15 protein-coding genes and 1 pseudogene are annotated in these 18,992 nt (G+C 74.0%); 5 read left to right on the forward strand and 11 right to left on the reverse strand.

Annotated elements, in window-relative coordinates; genetic code table 11:
- Positions 1-8 precede the first annotated feature (8 nt).
- A pseudogene (locus AB5J87_RS24875) lies at positions 9-247 on the forward strand (hypothetical protein).
- Here AB5J87_RS24875 and AB5J87_RS24880 read toward each other — a convergent pair.
- Positions 237-1,040 (reverse strand): site-2 protease family protein, encoded by an 804-nt coding sequence (locus AB5J87_RS24880; protein WP_369379412.1) that lies wholly within the window; start codon positions 1,038-1,040, stop codon positions 237-239. The pseudogene AB5J87_RS24875 and the gene AB5J87_RS24880 overlap by 11 nt on opposite strands.
- 180 nt (positions 1,041-1,220) lie before the next feature.
- On the opposite strand from AB5J87_RS24880, the gene AB5J87_RS24885 reads away from it, so the two are divergent.
- Positions 1,221-4,646, forward strand: a complete 3,426-nt coding sequence (locus tag AB5J87_RS24885; RefSeq protein WP_369379413.1) for a BTAD domain-containing putative transcriptional regulator — start codon at positions 1,221-1,223, stop codon at positions 4,644-4,646.
- 13 nt (positions 4,647-4,659) lie between these two features.
- Here the strand turns inward: AB5J87_RS24885 and AB5J87_RS24890 are convergent, their stop codons facing one another.
- The 3 genes from AB5J87_RS24890 to panB form a co-directional block, all read right to left on the reverse strand.
- Entirely contained in the window at positions 4,660-5,511 is an 852-nt protein-coding gene (locus tag AB5J87_RS24890) for an ABC transporter permease (protein WP_369379415.1), read from the reverse strand.
- On the reverse strand, positions 5,508-6,545 hold the full coding sequence (locus AB5J87_RS24895; protein WP_369379416.1) for an ATP-binding cassette domain-containing protein: 1,038 nt from the start codon (positions 6,543-6,545) through the stop codon (positions 5,508-5,510). The genes AB5J87_RS24890 and AB5J87_RS24895 overlap by 4 nt, the downstream gene beginning before the upstream one ends.
- Positions 6,546-6,708: 163 nt before the next feature.
- Complete coding sequence (panB, locus tag AB5J87_RS24900) at positions 6,709-7,587, reverse strand: 3-methyl-2-oxobutanoate hydroxymethyltransferase (protein ID WP_369379417.1); 879 nt, start codon at positions 7,585-7,587, stop codon at positions 6,709-6,711.
- A gap of 305 nt (positions 7,588-7,892) precedes the next feature.
- On the opposite strand from panB, the gene AB5J87_RS24905 reads away from it, so the two are divergent.
- Entirely contained in the window at positions 7,893-8,915 is a 1,023-nt protein-coding gene (locus AB5J87_RS24905) for an endonuclease/exonuclease/phosphatase family protein (RefSeq protein WP_369379419.1), read from the forward strand.
- An 88-nt stretch (positions 8,916-9,003) separates the two neighbouring features.
- On the opposite strand, the gene AB5J87_RS24910 is transcribed toward AB5J87_RS24905, so the two are convergent.
- From AB5J87_RS24910 to AB5J87_RS24920, 3 genes are all read right to left on the reverse strand, one after another.
- The gene (locus AB5J87_RS24910; RefSeq protein ID WP_369379420.1) at positions 9,004-10,752 is read right to left on the reverse strand and encodes an NAD+ synthase; all 1,749 of its coding nucleotides are present in this window, start codon (positions 10,750-10,752) and stop codon (positions 9,004-9,006) included.
- Positions 10,753-10,843: 91 nt separating this feature from the next.
- The gene (locus tag AB5J87_RS24915) at positions 10,844-12,508 is read right to left on the reverse strand and encodes a multicopper oxidase family protein (protein ID WP_369379422.1); all 1,665 of its coding nucleotides are present in this window, start codon (positions 12,506-12,508) and stop codon (positions 10,844-10,846) included.
- A gap of 64 nt (positions 12,509-12,572) precedes the next feature.
- Positions 12,573-13,133 (reverse strand): hypothetical protein, encoded by a 561-nt coding sequence (locus AB5J87_RS24920; protein WP_369379423.1) that lies wholly within the window; start codon positions 13,131-13,133, stop codon positions 12,573-12,575.
- A 72-nt stretch (positions 13,134-13,205) separates the two neighbouring features.
- Between AB5J87_RS24920 and AB5J87_RS24925 the strand changes: the two genes are divergently transcribed.
- Both AB5J87_RS24925 and AB5J87_RS24930 read left to right on the forward strand, forming a co-directional pair.
- On the forward strand, positions 13,206-13,883 hold the full coding sequence (locus tag AB5J87_RS24925; protein WP_369379425.1) for a DUF998 domain-containing protein: 678 nt from the start codon (positions 13,206-13,208) through the stop codon (positions 13,881-13,883).
- The gene (locus tag AB5J87_RS24930; RefSeq protein WP_369379426.1) at positions 13,880-14,713 is read left to right on the forward strand and encodes an alpha/beta fold hydrolase; all 834 of its coding nucleotides are present in this window, start codon (positions 13,880-13,882) and stop codon (positions 14,711-14,713) included. The genes AB5J87_RS24925 and AB5J87_RS24930 overlap by 4 nt, the downstream gene beginning before the upstream one ends.
- A gap of 347 nt (positions 14,714-15,060) precedes the next feature.
- On the opposite strand, the gene AB5J87_RS24935 is transcribed toward AB5J87_RS24930, so the two are convergent.
- The 4 genes from AB5J87_RS24935 to AB5J87_RS24950 all read right to left on the reverse strand — a co-directional run bounded on the left by AB5J87_RS24935 (position 15,061) and on the right by AB5J87_RS24950 (position 18,914).
- Positions 15,061-16,971: a protease pro-enzyme activation domain-containing protein gene (locus AB5J87_RS24935; protein ID WP_369379428.1), complete on the reverse strand. Its 1,911-nt coding sequence runs from the start codon at positions 16,969-16,971 to the stop codon at positions 15,061-15,063.
- A 255-nt stretch (positions 16,972-17,226) separates the two neighbouring features.
- Positions 17,227-17,799, reverse strand: a complete 573-nt coding sequence (locus tag AB5J87_RS24940; protein ID WP_369383663.1) for a DUF305 domain-containing protein — start codon at positions 17,797-17,799, stop codon at positions 17,227-17,229.
- A gap of 56 nt (positions 17,800-17,855) precedes the next feature.
- Entirely contained in the window at positions 17,856-18,515 is a 660-nt protein-coding gene (locus tag AB5J87_RS24945) for a DUF3105 domain-containing protein (protein WP_369379430.1), read from the reverse strand.
- 63 nt (positions 18,516-18,578) lie between these two features.
- A complete protein-coding gene (locus AB5J87_RS24950) occupies positions 18,579-18,914 on the reverse strand; it encodes a hypothetical protein (RefSeq protein WP_369379432.1) in 336 nt (111 codons plus the stop codon).
- Positions 18,915-18,992 lie beyond the last annotated feature (78 nt).

Below are 18,992 nucleotides of genomic sequence, written 5' to 3' on the forward strand. Positions count from 1 at the left end.
GCCGGGGCATGGGGGACACTGGACGGGCATCAGTGCCGTACCCGGACAGGAGCCGACCCCCATGCCCCGCCTCGCTCTGTACGCCCTCGTCGTCTGCGCCCTCTCGGTCGCCGCGGCCGTGGTCTCCTTCGTCGAGGGCAACTGGACCGGTGTCGTCTGGATCCTGCTCGCCGGGCTCTCCTCCAACATGGCCTGGTACTACCTGCGCAGGGCCAGGGCGGAGCGGGCGGCCGGCGTCAGCCGGTGATCAGCGACGGGATGTCCGGGGTGCCCTGCCAGAAGCGGTAGAGGCGCTGGCCCCAGTAGGTGTCCCACTCGGTGACGCCGAGGCCGCGCAGGATCGAGTGGATGGCGTCGAAGAACACGTCGTTCACCGACGGCAGCCACAGGACCGCGAAGACCGCGAGCAGCCCGAAGGGCGCGAACGGCTCGATCTGGCGGCGCACCGAGTGCGAGAGCCAGGGCTCGATCACCCCGTACCCGTCGAGGCCCGGGACCGGCAGGAAGTTCAGGATCGCCGCCGTGACCTGGAGCAGCGCCAGGAACGCCAGCGCGTAACGGAACCCGGCCGGGACGCCGTCCAGCGCGTGCAGCCAGAACGGGGCCGTGCACACCACGGCGAACAGCGCGTTGGTGAGCGGGCCCGCCGCCGAGATCAGGCTGTGCTTCCAGCGGCCCCGGATCCGGCCGCGCTCGATGAAGACCGCGCCGCCGGGCAGACCGATGCCGCCCATGATCACGAAGATGACGGGCAGCACGATCGACAGCATCGCGTGCGTGTACTTCAGCGGGTTGAGCGTGAGGTAGCCCTTGGCGCCCACCGTGATGTCCCCGCCGTGCAGCGCGGTGCGGGCGTGCGCGTACTCGTGCAGGCACAGGGAGACGATCCAGGCGCCGGTCACGAAGAGGAAGACGGCGAAGCCCGGAGCGCTGGAGAAGCCCGTCCACACCGCCCACCCGGCGACCGCCGTGACGGCGACGATCCCCAGGAAGACCGGGCTGATCCTCCGGTCGCTGCGGCGCGAGGTGGCGGTGGCCATGAACGGGGCTCCCGGGGTGGAGGTGCGCGGTCGGACGGGCCCGACCGTACAGGTGTTACCCCCGCAACGTCCGGCCATCCCGTCCGAGTTCCACCGCCGGTCACCGTCTCTTGGGCGGCTGTTGGCCGGAGCCGGTGACCGGTGGGCGGCGCCGCCGCGGGCGTCACGGAGAATGGACGGGTGCGCTACCGGATTATCGGCACCACCCAGCTGTTGAACCCCGAAGGAACGGCGGTCGCCGTGGGCGGGGCGCGGCTGCGCGCCCTGCTGACCGTGCTCGCCCTGCGCCCCGGCCGTACGGTCCCGGCGGCCCTGCTCGTCGACGAGGTGTGGAACGGCGCGCCGCCCGCGGACGCCGCGGGCGCGCTCCAGGCGCTGGTCGGACGGCTGCGCCGGGCCGTCGGGCACCGGGCGGTCGCCTCGGTGGAGGGCGGTGGCTACCGGCTGGCCGCCGAGCCCGACGACATCGACCTCTACCGCTTCGAGCGGCTCGCCCAGGAAGGCGCGCGCGCCCTGGACCAGGGCGACCCGGCCAAGGCGCTCGGGCTGCTCGACGACGCGCTGGCGCTGTGGGGCGGGCCGGTCCTGGCCGATCTGCCGGACCGCGCCGCCGAGGCGGCCCGCTGGGAGGCCCGCCGCCTGGACGCCCGCCGGGCCCGGTCCGGCGCCGCCCTCGCGCTCGGCCGCGCCGAGGAGGTGCTGCCCGAGCTCGGCGCGCTCTCCACCGGGCACCCGCTGGACGAGCCGCTGCACGCGCTGCGCATCCGCGCCCTGCGCGCGGCGGGCCGCCCGGCCGAGGCGCTCGCCGCGTACGAGGAGGCGCGCCGCACCCTCGCCGACCGCCTCGGCATCGATCCGGGCCCGGAACTGCGCGCCCTGCACGCGGAGTTGCTGCGGACCCCGGCCGAGCCCGCCCCGCGCCCCGCACCCGTCGCGCCCGCCGGGGAAGGGGCCGTGCGCCCCGCGCCGCCCCCCGCGCCGCCCGGGAACCTGCGGGCCCGCCTCACCTCCTTCGTGGGGCGCGAGGCCGACATCGGGGCCATCCGGGACGACCTGGGCCGCGCGCGGCTGGTGACCCTGCTCGGGCCGGGCGGCGCGGGCAAGACACGGCTCTCCCAGGAGGCCGCCGAGGCCGTCGGCGCGGCCGGGGGCGGCTGGCCGGACGGGGTGTGGCTGGCGGAGCTCGCGCCGGTGGCCGATCCGGCGGCCGTGGCCGCCGCCGTCCTGACCGCCGTCGGCGCCCGCGAGACGGTGCTGCACGGCGCGGGCGCGGAGGAGCTGCGGGCCGCCGACCGGGCCGGCGGCGACCCGCTGGTGCAGCTGGCCGCGCACTGCGAGCGCCGTCGGATGCTGCTGCTCCTGGACAACTGCGAGCACGTGGTCGGCGCCGCCGCCGAGCTCGCCGAGTACCTGCTGGCCCGCTGTCCCGGGCTGACCGTGCTCGCCACCAGCCGGGAGCCGCTGGGGGTGCCGGGCGAGCTGGTGCGGCCGGTGGAGCCGCTGCCGGGGCCGATGGCGCTGCGGCTGCTCGCCGACCGGGGTGCGGCGGCCCGGCCGGGCTTCCGCGTCGAGGACGACCCGGAGGCGGCGGCGGAGATCTGCCGCCGGCTGGACGGTCTGCCGCTGGCGGTGGAGCTGGCGGCGGCCCGGCTCCGGATGTTGACGCCCCGTCAGATCGCGGACCGGCTCGACGACCGGTTCCGCCTGCTGACCAGCGGCAGCCGGACCGTACTGCCGCGTCAGCAGACCCTGCGCGCGGTCGTCGACTGGTCCTGGGAGCTCCTGGAGGAGCCGGAGCGCACGGTGCTGCGGCGGCTCTCGGTCTTCGCGGGCGGCTGCGACCTGGCCGCCGCCGAGGAGGTCTGCGCGGACGGCCCGGCGGGCCCGGTCGGCGCCGCCGACGTGGCGCCGCTGCTCGGCTCCCTCGTCGACAAGTCGCTGGTCGTGGCCGCGCCCGGCGACGAGGGGATGCGCTACCGGCTCCTGGAGACCGTCGGCGAGTACGCGGCGGAGCGGCTCGACGCCGCCGGCGACCGGGACGCCACCGAGCGCCGCCATCTGGTGCGCTACCGCGAGCTGGCCCGCACCACCGACCCCGAGCTGCGCGGCCGGGGCCAGCGGGCGGCCGTGGCGCTCCTGGAGCGGGAGTACGAGAACCTGCGCACCGCGCTGCGCCGGGCCCTCGCCCTCGCCGACGAGCACGAGGCGCTCTGCCTGGTGCACGCGCTCTCCTCGTACTGGCACATGCGGGACATGCGCGGCGAGGCCCGGCACTGGGCCGAGGGCGCCGCCGCGCTGGGTCCCGACCCGTTCGCCCCGCCCGCCGCCCCGGCGCCGCCGGTGTACGAGCGCTGCACCGACAGCCCGCCGCCGATGGCCCCGGAGGTGCTCCAGGAGGCGCGGCGCGGGGTGCGGCTGATGCTGATCGCGGCCATGGACCACCAGGTCGACACCTGGACCCGTCCCGAGGCCCGGGAGCGGCTGCGCACCATCGTGGGCGTGTACCGGCCGGGCCTGCCGCAGACCTGCCGGATGCCCGGCGCGCTGTGGTTCTACCCGATGCTGCTGATCAGCGACGGCCTCGCGCTCAAGGACCTGCTCGACGCGACGGTGCGGGCCTGCGAGGAGCTCGGGTACGAGTGGGAGCTGGCCAACGCCCTGGAGATGCGGGCCAACGTCCTCGCCAACCGCGGCGACTGGGCCGGGGAGGCGAGCCACGACGCCGACGCCGCCCTGGCGATCTTCCGCCGCCTCGGCGACGACTGGGGCGCCGCGGAGGCGCTCTCGGCGCGCGGCGAGGCCCGGGAGCGGCGCGGCGAGTACGGACCGGCCGTCGAGGACTTCGCCGCCGCCGTCGAGTCCGCCGAGCGGCTCGGCGCCACCGGCCAGGTCTCGCTCCTGAAGGCGCGGCTGGCCGGGGTGCTGGTCGAGGGCGGCGACGGCGAGCGCGGCGAGGCGATGCTGCGCGAGATCGTCGCCCAGGGCCGCCGGGCCGGGTACGAGGCGCAGCCCGCGGCCCGGATGTTCCTGGCGATGCGGCTGGGCCGCACCGGCCGGATCGCCGAGGCCCGGGAGCAGATCGAGGTGATGCTGGCGGAGTTCAACTCGGCCACGCTCTCCCTCTTCGAGGGCTTCGTGCTGGGGCTGCGGGGCTGGCTGGAGAACATGGAGGGCGAGTACGCCAAGGGGCTCGCGGACGCCCGGGAGGCCCTGGCCCGGGCGCTGGACTCGATGGCCCGGCTGGTGGCGCCGCAGATGATCTCGGTGCACCTGATCACCGTCGCCCGGTCGCTGGCGGGGCTGGCGGAGCTCGCGCGGCGCGAGGCGGGGCAGCCGGAGGAGGCGGGGGCCGGGGAGTGCGCGCGGCTGTCGGCCGCCGCCGCGCGGCTGATCGGCGCGCACGACGCCCTGCTCCCGCCGGCCCACTGCCCGACCGCCATGGAGGTCGAGCACCGCGCCGAGGCGGAGCAGGCGGTGCGGGCGCTCCTGGACGCCGCCGCCTACGACCGCGCGTACGCCGAGGGCGGCGGCCTCTCCGCAGAGGAGGCCGCCGCCGTGGTGGGGCTCGAACCGTCCGGCCCCGGAGGGAGCTGGCGGGCGAGCTGACGGTCCGTCAAGGTCAGGTCCGGGCGCGGAACTTGGCGACCGCGAGCGGCGCCGTCACCGCGGTGATCCCCACCGACCAGGCCAGGGTCATCAGCGCGGAGTGGGCGACCGGGCCGCCGTTGACCAGGTTGCGGGCCGCGTCGGCCAGGTTGGAGAGCGGGTTGTAGTCGGTGAAGGACTGCAGCCAGCCCGGCATCGTGGTCGGCTTGGCGAAGATGGACGAGCCGAACTGCAGCGGCATCAGGACGAGCATGGCGACCCCCTGGACGGCCTGCGCCGTCTTCATGGTGAGACCCAGCAGGATGAAGATCCACATCAGGGACGCGCCGAACACCAGCGACAGGCCGACGGCCGCGAGCAGTTCCAGCACCGAGGTGTGGATGGTCAGGCCCAGGATGAAGCCCATGATCAGCAGGATCGTGGTGGCCACGACCATCCGGCCGATCTCGACCACGATCTTGGCGATGAGCACCGACGACCGGGCTATCGGCATGGTCCGGAACCGGTCCATGACGCCCTTCTTGAAGTCGTCGTTGATGCCGCTGCCCACCGCCATCGCGATGTTCAGCCCCTGCATCGCCATCAGGCCCGGGACCAGGTAGTTGACGTAGGCGTCCTGGTTGCCCTTGCCGGAGACCGCGCCGCCGAAGACGTACACGAACAGCAGCGTGAAGATGATCGGCATGAACACGGCGTCGAACATCGACTCCGGGTCCTGCTTGATCTGGAGCATGTTGCGCCGGGCCAGGGCGCCGATGTGGCGCAGATTGGCCCGCAGTCCGATCCGGACGTCGTCGCCGGCCGGCCGCACCGGCCCGGCGGGCCGCTGCGCGGAGGTCGTGGGGGCAGTGGTGGCGGTGCTCATGCCGCGACCTCCTCGGTCGTGCCGGTGCTCTCGGAGTCCGTCTCGTGCGTGGGCTTCTGGCCGGTGATGGCCAGGAACACCTCGTCCAGGCTGGGCAGATGGGTGCCGATGTGGGCGATGCCGAAGCCGCGCCCGCCGAGCAGCCCGACCACCGCGGTCAGCTGTTCGTCGCTGAGGATCGGCACGTTGAGCAGGCCCTCGTCCGGGACGGCCTGGCTGCCCGCGACGCCGTCCAGACCGGCCTCGGCGATGGCCCGCGCCATCGCGCCCAGCTGCGCCGGGTCCGAGGGGCGGATCTGCAGGGTGCGCCCGCCGACCTTCGCCTTCAGTTCGTTGATGCCGCCGTTGGCGATGACCCTGCCGCGGTCGATCACCGTCAGCTCGTTGGCCAGCTGCTCGGCCTCTTCCATGTACTGGGTGGTGAGCAGCACGGTCGCGCCCTCGGCCACCATCCGCTGGACCTCGTCCCACACCTCGTTGCGGGTCCGGGGGTCCAGGCCGGTGGTCGGCTCGTCGAGGTAGAGCACGGCCGGGTGGCCGATCATCGAGGCGGCCAGGTCGAGGCGGCGGCGCATGCCGCCCGAGTAGGTCATGGCGGGCCGCTTGGCCGCCTCGGTCAGTGAGAAGCGCTCCAGCAGTTCCTCGGACCGGGCGCGCGCCTCCTTGCGGGAGAGGTCGAGCAGCCGCCCGATCATGTACAGGTTCTCCAGGCCGGAGAGCTTCTCGTCCACCGAGGCGTACTGCCCGGTGAGGCCGATGGTGCGGCGCAGCTGGCGGGGCTGGCGCACCACGTCGTAACCGGCCACGGTGGCGGTGCCCGCGTCGGGCACGATCAGGGTGGACAGGCAGCGCACCAGGGTCGTCTTGCCGGCTCCGTTGGGCCCGAGGACCCCGAGGACCGTGCCCTCGCGGACGTCCAGGTCCACGCCGTCCAGCGCCTTGGTGTCGCCGAAGTGCTTCACCAGCCCCCGCACGGTGACGGCGTGGGCCGCGCCGGTCCCCGTTCGGCCGGACTTCTTGTCGATTCGCGTCATGACCACCAAGGTGCCAGGCGCCACCGACAATCCACCGACAGGCCGCCTACAGGCGCCCGCGGACGCCGACGGCCCGCCGACAGACGCCGGCGGGCCGCCTTGTGCGCCAAGGGCCCGCGGAGCCCCGGGGCCGGCCCTGGCCGGTCCCGGGGCGGGGAGCGCCTCAGTGGAAGGTGTGCTCCTCGGCGGGGAACGCCCCGCCCACGACCTCGCCCGCGAACTCCTTCGCCGCGTCCCCGAGGACCCGGCGCAGGTCCGCGTACTGCTTGGTGAAGCGCGGCACCTTGCCGCCGGTCAGGCCGACCATGTCGGTGTAGACGAGCACCTGCGCGTCGCACTCCGCGCCCGCGCCGATGCCCACGGTGGGGATGTGCAGGGAGCGGGTGATCTCGGCGGCCACCTCGGCCGGTACGAGTTCGAGCACCACCGCGAAGGCGCCCGCGTCCTGGGCGGCCTTGGCGTCGCGCAGCAGCTGGTGGGCGGCCTCGTCGGAGCGGCCCTGCACCCGGTAGCCCATGGCGTTCACGGACTGCGGGGTCAGACCCAGGTGGGACATGACGGGGATGCCCGACTGCACCAGCAGCTCGGTCTGGGCCAGCGAGCGCTCGCCGCCCTCCAGCTTGATCGCCCCGACGCCGGTCTCCTTGATCAGGCGGGTGGCGCTGCGCAGGGCCTGCACCGGACCCTCCTGGTAGGTGCCGAACGGCAGGTCCGCGACGACCAGCGCGCGGCTGGTGCCCCGGACGACGGCGGCGGAGAGCATGGCGATCTCGTCGAGCGTGACCGGGACGGTCGTCTCGTAGCCGAGGTGGCAGTTGCCCATCGAGTCGCCGACCAGCAGCACCGGGATCCCGGCCTCGTCGAAGACCGACGCGGTCATCGCGTCGTAGGCGGTGAGCATGGGCCACTTCTCGCCGCGCGCCTTGGCGGCGGCGATGTCGTGGATGGTGACGCGGCGCGTGGACTTGCCCCCGTACAGCGCCTTGCTGCTGTCGGAACGTACCGCGGGCGGATTCTGCGCAGCCTCAAGTTGTTGCGTCATCGCAACGGCTCCTGTTCGTCATCTCGAAGCGCCCTGACGGCGTCTCCGGACCACTTCCATGGTGGCATCCCGTCCCCGCCGACGGGAAGTGGGTGCCTCGGTCACATAAGTACATGAGGCTTAAACGACTCGGACCAGGAAATATGAGCGTTTTGCTACAGCGCGCCGCATTGCTGCCCTCCGCTGGAACCCACCGCGGCGCCCCGTCGTCATCGACGGCAGTACGACGACAGGCAAAGCCACCTCCATCGCCTAGGGTCATCGGTGCGGCGGAGTGCGAACGGCAAGGCAGTGAGGACGACGGTATGACGCGGGCGGACGTGACGGAGACGGGGAACGGCAGCGCGGAGGGCGAGCGCTCCGGATCCCGGGTCCGGCGCCTGCTCGACGGCTGGCGGGGCGATCCGGGCATCTGGCGGCGCGGTCTGGTCCTCGCCGGGCTCGCGGTGCTGATCGCGCTGGTCATCCTGGTCCACGCGAAGATCCCCAACCGGATCGGCAACCTGGGCAGTCTGACCGAAACCTTTTTGCCGTGGCTGGGAATCTTCGTCCCGGTGCTGCTCGGCCTCGCCCTGTGGCGCCGCTCGGCGACCGCCCTGATCGCCCTGGTGCTCCCCGCCTGCGTCTGGCTCAACCTCTTCGGCGGGCTGCTCACCGACAAGGAGAGCAAGGGCGGCGACCTGGTGGTCGCCACCCACAACGTGAACGCCGACAACCCCGACCCGGCCGGGACCGCCCGGAAGCTGGTGGCCTCCGGCGCCGACGTCCTCGCCCTGGAGGAGCTGCCCGGCGACCGCGTCGAGGCGTACGCGCGGGCGCTGTCCGCCGCCTACCCGCACCACTCGGTCCAGGGCACGGTGGGCCTCTGGTCCAAGTTCCCGCTCAGCGAGGCGGAGCCGGTCGACATCAAGCTCGGCTGGACCCGCGCCATGCGCGCCACCGTCGCCACGCCCGAGGGCAAGGTCAAGGTGTACGTGGCGCACATGCCCTCGGTGCGGGTGAAGCTCAGCGCCGGGTTCACCGCCCGCCAGCGGGACGCCAGCGCGGACGCCCTGGGCGACGCGATCGCGCACGAGCCGCTCCGGAAGGTCGTCCTGCTCGGCGACCTCAACGGCACCATGAACGACCGCGCCCTGACCAACATCACCTCGCAGATGCGCTCCACCCAGGGCGCGGCGGGCAACGGCTTCGGCTTCACCTGGCCCGCCTCGTTCCCGATGGCCCGGATCGACCAGATCATGGTCAAGGGGGTCGAGCCGAAGTCGTCCTGGACGCTGGGCCGCACCCCGAGCGACCACCTGCCGATCGCCGCGCGCCTCAAGGTCTGAGAGGTGCCTGAAGGCCCGAGGCCCGCCTCAAGGTCTGAGGGGGGCCTCACGGGCCCGGGGCCCGCCTCCGGGCCCGCCGTCCCGCCGCTCAGCCCGACTCGCGCCAGCGGTTGGTGATCGGCAGCCGGCGGTCCTTGCCGAAGCCCTTCGCGGAGATCTTCGTGCCCGGCGGGTACTGGCGCCGCTTGTACTCGGCGGCGTCCACCATCCGCAGCACCCGGGTGACCAGCTCCGCGTCGAAGCCCGCCGCGACGATCTCCGCGCGGCCCCGGTCGCCGTCCACGTACAGGGCGAGGACCGCGTCCAGGACCGGGTAGTCCGGCAGCGAGTCGGTGTCGACCTGGTCCGGGCGCAGCTCGGCGCTGGGCGGCTTGGTGATCGAGTTCTCCGGGATCGGCGGCGTCTCGCCCCGCTCGGCCGCCGCCCCGTTGCGCCACTTGGCGAGGCGGAAGACGTCCGACTTGTAGACGTCCTTGATCGGGCCGTACCCGCCCACCGAGTCGCCGTACAGCGTCGAATACCCCACCGCCAGCTCGGACTTGTTGCCCGGCGCGAGGACCAGATGGCCCTCCTGGTTGGAGATCGCCATCAGCATCGTGCCGCGCAGCCGCGACTGGAGGTTCTCCTCGGCGAGCCCGGTCAGCCCGAGCGCGGTCATGTACGCGGCGAACATCGGCTCGATCCCCACCGTGCGCAGGTTCAGACCGGTGCGGCGGGCGAGGTCGGCCGCGTCGCTGCGGGAGTGCTCCGAGGAGTACGGGGACGGCATCGACACGCCGTACACGTTCGCCGCGCCCACCGCGTCGCAGGCGATCGCCGCGACCAGCGCCGAGTCGATCCCGCCGGACAGGCCGATCAGGACCGAGGCGAAGCCGTTCTTGGCCGCGTAGGCGCGCAGCCCCACGACCAGCGCCGAGTAGACCTCCTCGTCGTCGTCCAGACGCCCGGTGAGCCCGCCGGTGAGCGTCGGCGGGTACGCCGGGACCGGCTCCTCGGAGAGGGTGACGTGCTCGATCCGCAGCCCGTCGTCCACCGTGCCGGACGGGACCGGGCCCGCCGCCGGGAGCTCCAGGTCGAGCAGCATGGCGCCCTCGGAGAACTGCGGGGCGCGCGCCACGACCCCGCCGTCCGGGCCGACCACGATCGAGTCGCCGTCGAAGACCAGCTCGTCCTGGCCGCCGACCATCGCCAGGTACGCGGTGGTGCAGCCCGCCTCCTGGGCGCGCTTGCGGACCAGTTCGAGCCGGGTGTCGTCCTTGTCCCGCTCGTACGGGGAGGCGTTGATCGAGAGCAGCAGCCCGGCCCCGGCGGACCGGGTGGCCGGGACCCGGCCGCCGTCCTGCCAGAGGTCCTCGCAGATCGCCAGCGCCACGTCGACGCCGTGGACTCGCACGACGGGCAGGGTGTCGCCCGGCACGAAGTAGCGGAACTCGTCGAAGACGCCGTAGTTGGGCAGGTGGTGCTTGGCGTAGCGCAGCACCACCTCGCCCCGGTGCAGCACGGCGCCCCCGTTGCGCGGGGAGCCCGCGGGCTTGCCGTAGCGGGCGCGGTCGGGGGAGCGGTCGAGGTGGCCGACGACCACCGGCACCTCCCCGAGCCCCTCGGCGGCCAGCCGGGCCGCGAGCGCGGTCAGCGCGGTCCGGGACGCCTCGACGAAGGACGGCCGCAGGGCCAGGTCCTCCACCGGGTAGCCGGTCAGCATCATCTCGGGGAACGCGACGAGGTGCGCCCCCTGCTCGGCGCAGTGCCGTGTCCAGTGCACGACCGCCTCGGCGTTGGCGGCGATGTCGCCGACCGTCGAGTCGATCTGATTCAGAGCGAGACGTAGTTGGGGCACGGCAGCCAGTCTAATCGTCAGAGCGACACAATGTAGGAGGAGCGGGCGGAGCGCCGCCGTGGCGCCCCGCCCGGCCCCCTGCGGGCGGCCTCTAGCGGCGGTAGCCGAGGACGGTCATCATGCCCGCCTCCGCGTGGTAGGCGTTGTGGCAGTGGACCATCCACAGGCCGGGGTTGTCCGCGTCGAAGTCGACCGACAGGGTGGCCCCCGGCCGGACCACCGCCGTGTCCTTGCGGGCCCCGCCCGCGCCGCCCGCCAGGGCGAAGGTGTGGCCGTGCAGATGGACCGGGTGCCACATGTCCGTGGTGTTGGCGAACACCAGGCGCACCCGCTCGCCCGCCCGCACGGGGTGGCGCACGTCCGGGCGGTACGGCCGCCCGTCGAAGGCCCAGTCGTACTTCGCCATCCCGCCGGTCAGCGCGAGCCGCACCGTGCGGTCGGGCCCGCGCGCGGGCAGCGCCACCGACGGGTCCGGGCGCAGCGCGTCGGTCGTCAGCAGCCGCCGGGTCAGCTCCCCGGGCCGCACCGTGGCGCCGGGCGCGGCGCCGGAGCCGGTGCGCAGCACGGCGAGCGCGGCCCCGTTCTTCCCCTCGGCCAGCGCCACCAGCGGGAACACCCCGTCCCCGGCGGTCACCAGGACGTCGTAGCGCTCGCCCATGCCGATCAGCAGCGCGTCCGTCGTGGTGTGCCGGACCGGGAAGCCGTCGGCGTGGGTCACGGTCAGCTCGTGGCCGCCCAGCACCACCCGGAACGCGGTGTCCCCGCCCGCGTTCACGATCCGGATCCGCACCCGCTCGCCCGGCTTGGCCGCGAAGGCCGAAGCGGCGTCCGGGGCGCGGCCGTTGACGAGGTAGTACGGATACGCGACATCGCCCGCGTCCCCGCCGAGCGCCTCGCTGCGCGCGCCCATCAGCATGCGCGAGGGGCCCGCGGGACGGGTGGGGCCGGGAGTCGCGTCGGCCATCGACATCCCGGCCATGCCCGCCATGTCGTGGCCGCCGGAGCCGGAGCCGGAGCCGGAGCCGGAGCCGGAACTGGAGCCGTGGCCCGCGCCGTGGCCGCTGCCGCCGTCCATCCCGGCGCGCAGCTCCGCCAGCACCCCCTCGGCGGTGGAGCCGTCCACCCCGTCGACCCAGTCGTCCAGGACCACGACCCACTCCCGGTCGTACGCCAGCGGCTCCTTCGGGTCCTCGACGATCAGCGGGGCGTACAGACCGGTGTCCTGCTGGACGCCGGAGTGCGGGTGGAACCAGTACGTGCCGGGGTGCGGCACCGCGAACCGGTACCGGAAGGAGGCGCCGGGCGCGACCGGGCGCTGGGTCAGGCCCGGCACCCCGTCCATGTCGTTGCGCAGGGCGAGCCCGTGCCAGTGCAGCGAGGTCGCCTGCGGCAGATGGTTGGCGAGGGTCACGGCGAGCGTGTCGCCCGCGGTGACCCGGACCTCCTGGCCGGGCAGCCGGTCGCCGTACGCCCAGGACCTGACGGTCCGTCCGGCGCCCAGGTCGAGCGGCGCCGCGGTGGCGGTGAGCCGTACCTCGCGTACGGGACCGCCGCCCCGGCGGGCCTCGGCGGCGGCGACCTCCGGCCCGGCCGGGTCGACGTAGCCGCCGGGCGCGCCCGGGGTGGCGCCGCCCGGCCCGGCGCCGTGGTCCATGCCGTTCATGGCGCCGGAGTCCGAGCAGGCGGTGAGCAGGGCGCCGCCCGCGGCGGCGACGGCCGTACCGAGAACGGCACGGCGAGTGTGGTGTGCGGACATGACAGTGCACCTCGTGGTGTGGGCATGCGAAGGGGTAGGGGCGCGTCTGCTGCTTCGCGCGCTCCTACTGGCGCAGCACCGACAAGGCGGCGACGGAACGTCCGTACGGCGGGGGAGGGTTGGGCCACAGCGGCCTCGGCACCCGGCGGCGCGGTGCGGCGGCGCGGTGCGGGGCGGGGCCCCGGGCGAGCAGCCGCAGGGCGAGCAGCGCCACGCCCCACACCCCCAGCACCGCGACGCACACCGACCCCGGGTCCATCCCGCGCATCGGGGCGTGGGCGGGCGCGGCCGGCCGCTCGACGGCCGGGCCGGTGGCCGCGGGGTGGTGGCCGCCGGTCACGGGGGCGGCGGGCGTGGACGGGGCGCGCATGGAGGCGGCGTTCATGTAAGCCGAGATCCCGGAGGCCGGAATCCCGGAGGCCGAGATCCCGGAGGCCGGGGTCGTGGAAGCCGGGATCCCGGAAGCCTGGTTCGGGGAAGCCGGGGTCATGGAGGTGGCCGTCGGGTCCGCCGCGCCCGGGTGCTGGGCCGGATGTCCGACCGTGTGCATGGTGACGATGCCGAGCAGCAGCGCGGCGAACAGCAGCAACTGCCCCCACACCGCCGTCCGCTTCCCCGTCGCCATGGACCGCACCCTACCCCCACCCGGTATGGAGGTGCCGCCGGGGTCCATCCCGTAAGTACCATTGGCGCCACTATGTCCAGAGGTGGAGCGGGCGTGCGGCCCGCGGTGGTCCTGCTCGCGCTCGGCGCGCTCGCGTACACGGCCTGGGCGCTCGAAGTGCTCCTCCACACCGGGCTCGACCCGGTGCAGACCTACGTCAGTGAACTCGCCGCCGCCGACCAGCCGCTCGGCGGCCTGTTCCGGGCCACCGACCTCGCGGCCGGGGCGCTGGTCCTGGCCGGGGCGGGCTGGGCGCTGTGGCGGTGCGAGCGGCGGGCCTGGTCGGTGGCGGGCTGGACCGGACTCGTCCTGTTCGGCGCCGCGACCGTCGCCGACTCGCGGCTCCCGCTGAGCTGTGCGCCCACCGTGGACCCCGAGTGCGCGGCCCGCGAGACCGCCGGACTCGTCCCCGCCACCCACACCGCGCACGCCATCAGCAGCAGCCTGGCGATGACGGGGGCGCTGGCGGCCGTGGTGGCGCTCACCGTCGCCGCCCGCCGCTACCGCCGCTGGGCGGCGCTCGCCCGGTACGGTCCGGTGCTCGTCGTCCTCGAACTGGCCGTCACCGTCTGGACGCTGACCGCGATCGCCGCCTTCCAGGCCGGGCGCGGCACCTGGGCGCTGGGCGCCGGGCAGCGGGCCCAGGTGCTGCTCGTGGCCGTGTGGCTGGGGGTGCTCGCGTACGCGGTGGCGCGCGAGAATCGCGTATGACCTTCCTACGGATCGACGGCGTCCCCCACCACGTGCGGGTCGAGGGCAGCGGTCCGCCCGTGCTGCTCAGCGCGGGCCTGGGCATGTGCTGGTTCGACTGGGACGAGGTGGCGGCGCTGCTCGCCCCGCACCGCACGGTCGTCCGCTTCGACCGCCCCGGGCACGGCCTCTCCGGGCCCGCCCCCGCGCCGCCGACCGCCTCCGGGGAGGCCGACCGGATCGCGGCCGTCCTGGACGCGGCCGGGGTGGCCGGGCCGGTGACGGTGGTCGGCCACTCCATCGCGGGCTTCCACGCCGAGGCGTTCGCCCGGCTGCACCCGGACCGTACGGCCGCGCTCGTCCTGGTCGACTCCAGCGTGGAGCCGGACGTACGGGTGCCGGTCGCGGCGGGGGCGCGGGTCGCGTCCGCACGGCTGGCCGGGGCGGTGCTGGCGGGCCTCGGGATGCCGGCGGCGGTCGGGCCGCTGCTGCGCCGGGCCACGGTGCGGCTGTCGCGTACGGGCGGGGGCGATCCGGCGGCGCGGGGGCTGGTGCGGGAGTGCTACCGGGCGTCGCGGGTGTGGCGCGGGCTGCTCCTGGAGAACGTCCGCTACCGCCCGGTCGCGGCGGAACTCCTCTGCCTGCGCGACCGGTTCCCGCTGCCGCCGGTGGGGGTGACGGTGCTGGTCGGGGGTGCGGGTGGGGGTGGGTGGGTGGCTCGGCAGCGGGATCTGGGGGAGGTGCTGGGGGGAGTGGTGCGGGTGGTGGAGGGGGCGGGGCATTTGGTGATGCTGGATGATGCGGCGGCGGTGGCGAGAGCGGTCCTGACCCCCGCCCCGCCCCTTCCCTGAACCCTCCGGGGGTGGGTGGACGCGAACCGTGCGGAGTTGCCCGCGCCCCTTTGAAACCCGCCTTCGTCCGCGGACCGTGCTGGGTTGCTCGCGCAGTTCCCCGCGCCCCTGAAGAACCTCGTTCGTCCGCGGACCGTGCCCGCTTCTCGCGCAGTTCCCCGCGCCCCTGGATGCCTGGGGCCCGGGTACCCGCTAGGGGCAGCCGAAACGCCGGGCTCAGCCACCAGCTCTTAAGGGGCGCGGGGAACTGCGCGACCAGCCCCCACCGGGCCGCAGGTTCCGCACGCGCGGACGCCCGCCCCGGGGCCGACGCGGCCCCGGGGCGGGCGTACCGCGGTACGTGGGTGTCAGCGGCGCCAGCCGTACGACGCCACGTAGCCCTGGGACGGCGTCCCGACGCCCGTCACGTCGTCATAGCCGCGCACCGCGTGCAGCGAACTGTCCGCCCCCAGCGTCCGCACCGAGGTCACCAGCCCACCCGACGCGTCCACGCTGTTCGCGAAGTCCACCCGGGCGACGGCGAGGTCGCGCTTGCCCAGCGGGTGGTCGGTGACGTCGTGGTACAGCGGCGAGCCGTACCGCGCGTAGATCGACGGGTTGGCGAAGCCGATCGGGAAGTGCCGCGCCTGCTGCGCCAGCGCCTGGACGCCCGCGATGACCGGCGCCGCCAGCGACGTGCCGCCGATGCGGTACTCGTCGTACTTCACCGTGCCGTCGGGGAACGTCTGCGTCTGGCCCACCAGGAAGCCGGTGTTGGGGTCGCCGACCGCCGCGATGTCCGGGACGGTGCGCATCCGCTGCGCGCCGTTCGCCTTGGCGAGCGAGTCCGGGACCACACCGCGCTGGTAGAACGGCTGGTTCACGGTGGCACTGGTGCCGCCGCCCGCGCCCGAGGTGTAGGCGCCGGGGAAGTTGGTCCAGCTCTTGCCGTCCGCGGCGAGCGTCGCCTTGAGCGTGCCCCAGCCCGTCTCGAACTGGTACTTGTCGCCCTTGCCGACCGCCAGCGAGGTGCCGCCGACCGCCGTCACCCACGCCGAGTTGGCCGGGGTGTCGACCTGCTTCTTGCCGGTGTGGGCGACCTCGTCGCCGTTGTCGCCGGAGGAGAAGTAGAAGCCGATGCCCTCGACCGCGCCCAGCTTGAACGTCTGGTCGTAGGCCGCCGCGACGTCCGGCGTCTCATTGGCCTCGATGTCGCCCCACGAGTTGGAGACGATGTCGGCCAGCCGGTTGTCGACGACCTTGTTGAGGGCGTCGAGCAGGTCCGGGTCGTTGCAGGAGGCGCCCGCGACGTAGACGATGTTCGCGTCCGGCGCGACCGAGTGCACGGCCTCGACGTCCAGCGACTCCTCGCCGTACCAGCCGGCCGCGTCGCACGCCTCGGTGCTGTTGTAGTCGGCCGGCTTCACCTCGGTGTACTGGCCGTGCTTGTACGACTTGTCGCCGTTGCGTCCCGCGTACTGCTGGGCGTCCTTCGCCATGGTCGGCGAGGCGTACGCGTCGGTGATCGCGACGGTGACGCCCTTGCCGGTGTAGCGGCCGGCGCCGTAGGCCGAGCGCAGCTGCTTGCCGGTGTACCCCTTGATCGCGTACGGGACCTTGGTGCCGTACGCGTCCGGCAGGGTGGTGGCGATGTTCGAGCCGTAGTACGTGGAGAACGGACCCGAGTTCTTGAACGCGGGACCCGGGCCGGGCAGCGCGTCGTGGTGCGTCGCCCGGTGCGGGGCGGTGTCCAGGCCCGTCACGGTGAGCACCGCGTCGGCCAGCGCGCCGGGCGCGGAGGCGGTGCGCTGGGGCGCCCGGTAGGTCCGGTTCCCCTTGCGGAAGTCGTGCAGCCTGGTGTCGAACGCCTTCTCGGCCGCGGCGACGTCGCCGGAGACCGAGATGTAGTGGGCGTTGCTGCCCGTGACGGTCAGCCCGGCCGACTTCAGCCAGCTGGTGACCGCCGAGACCTGCTGCGCGGTCGCCCCGAAACGCTGCTGCGTCTGGGCGGCGCTCAGGTACTTCCCGTAGGACGGCGACTGCGGGTCGGACACGGCCGCGGCGTACGCGGTCAGGCCCTTGGCGTCGCGGCCGGCGAGGTAGACGCGCGCGTCGACGCGGTTGCTGCCCGCGGTGGCGCCCTGGTCCGCTGCGCCGGTGGCCCACACGGGCTTGGTGCCCGTCAGAGCGGCCCGCCCGGACGGCACGGGGTCCGCCGCGTGGGCGGACGGTATGCCGAGTGCGAGTGCGCCGGCGAGCAGAGGCAGTGTCGCTGCCATGCTCACGGCACGCCGCCTGGTGCGGCTTGTTCTCATTTGACCCCCTGCATGAGGCTCTTCACCTGGGAGGCATGCGCACACTTGATCTGCACATGCACAGCGTCACTCTGGTGAGGAACGGTTCATGCGGGGGACATGTGTACCCCAAGAGAAACCCAAGTCCCGCCGCAGTGGCGGGACTTGGGTTCTTTTGATGGCTGAAATGCCGACTCGGGCGGATTGCGTACGCCACCCGCTCCGGGCGGATTCGCCGTGTTACGTATGGGCCGTGGCCCCGCGCGCCTTCAGCATCCCGGCCATCAGGTCGATCTCCGACTGCTGGGAGTCGACCATGCCCTGCGCCAGCGCGCGCTCCACCCCGGTCGTGCACCGCTGGGCGCACCCCTGGGCCATGTGGATACCGCCCCGGTGGTGCTCGGTCATCAGCTGGAGGTAGAGGATCTCCGCCTGCTTGCCGTCGGCCTTGCGCAGCCGGTCCAGGTCGGTGTTGGTGGCCATGCCCGGCATCAGCGCGCCGTCCCCGCCGGGCTCGGTGCCCATGCCCATCCACGCCATCGGCAGCTGGTCCGGCTCGGTCTTCGCCAGCCCCCACAGGTCCAGCCAGCCCAGCAGCATGCCGCGCTGGTTGGCCTGGGTGTTGGCGATGTCGTACGCGAGGCGGCGCACCTCCTCGTCCTGGGTGCGGTCGCGCACGATGAACGACATCTCCACCGCCTGCTGGTGGTGGACGGCCATGTCGCGGGCGAACCCGGCGTCCGCCGAGACCGCCGTCGGCGTGTGCGCGGCGGGCTTGGAGTCGCCGCCGGTGGCGCTGGCGACCGTGGCCACCGTCGCGAACACCAGCGCCGCGACCACCGCCGCGAGGGAGGCCCAGTAGGTGCGGTTCACTTCTGGTCCAGCCCGCCCGTGCACGCCGCGCCGGGCTCGGGCGTCTGCGCGCCCTGCACGTACTTGGCGAAGAACTGGTTGACCCGCGGGTCGTCCGCGCTGGTCACGGTGACCTGCTTGCCCCAGGCGCTGAGCATGATCGACCCGGACTGGCCCTCGTACGGGCTCATCAGCGAGTACGGCGTCTTGGAGACCTTGTCGGAGAGCTTCTGCACATCGGCGGCCGGCGCCTTGTCGGTGTACGTGACCCACACCGAGCCGTGCTCCAGCGAGTGCACCGCGTTCATGTCCGGGATCGGCTTCTTGTAGACCACTCCGCCGCAGTTCATCCAGACCGGGTTGTGGTCACCGCCGACCGGCGGCTTCATCGGGTACGACACCGTCTTGGTGACGTGGTTGCGGGAGAGCTTCTTCGGGTCCCAGTCCTTCTCGCCCGCGATGGTCGCCTTGGCGTCGGCGGCCTTCTGCTCCTGCGCCTGGTCCTTCTTGTCGGACTCCCGGTTGAGCAGGAACGCGCCGACCCCGACGAGTCCGGCGACTATCGCCACCGAGGCGGTGATGGCGACGATCTTGTTGCGGCGCTCGCGGGCCTGTTCGGCGCGGCGCATCTCCGCTATCCGGGCCTGGCGGGAGCTCTTCGATTCCTTGGTGGCCATGGTGGGCTCAAGTCCTTCTGGTGAGTGAGAAGTCGGGGACGTACTGCGGCACCACCGGTGGGGCTATGTCCGCAGGACCTGAAGGACGTGGAGATCGGGGGCCCGGGGCCGCACTCCGGAGCGCACCGGCGCCGCCGGGGGCGCGACCGCCGCGGCCCAGGCCGCGTGCGCGGCCCCCGGCGCCGGCGTGTCGAGGGGCGGGGCGGTGAGCACGGCCGGATCGGCGTGCGGGAACAGCCCGCAGTCCCCCCGGTCGTACGGGCAGCTGTACTGGGCCGCCCCGCCCACCGCCGTGGTGTGGTGGACCCGGGGGCCGGGGTCCGCGCTCGCCTCGCCGCCCGCGGTCAGACAGAGGAAGAGCGCGGCGAGGAGCGTCGCCATGGCGCTCAGCAGCGCCACGGGACGTGTGATGCGAAGGCGTCTCACTCCCCCCATAGGCGCAGATGCTAGGCGAGGGAGCGCGGGGCGCGGCAGGGC

Origin of the sequence: Streptomyces sp. cg36 (assembly GCF_041080675.1) — a bacterium.
Taxonomy (GTDB): domain Bacteria; phylum Actinomycetota; class Actinomycetes; order Streptomycetales; family Streptomycetaceae; genus Streptomyces.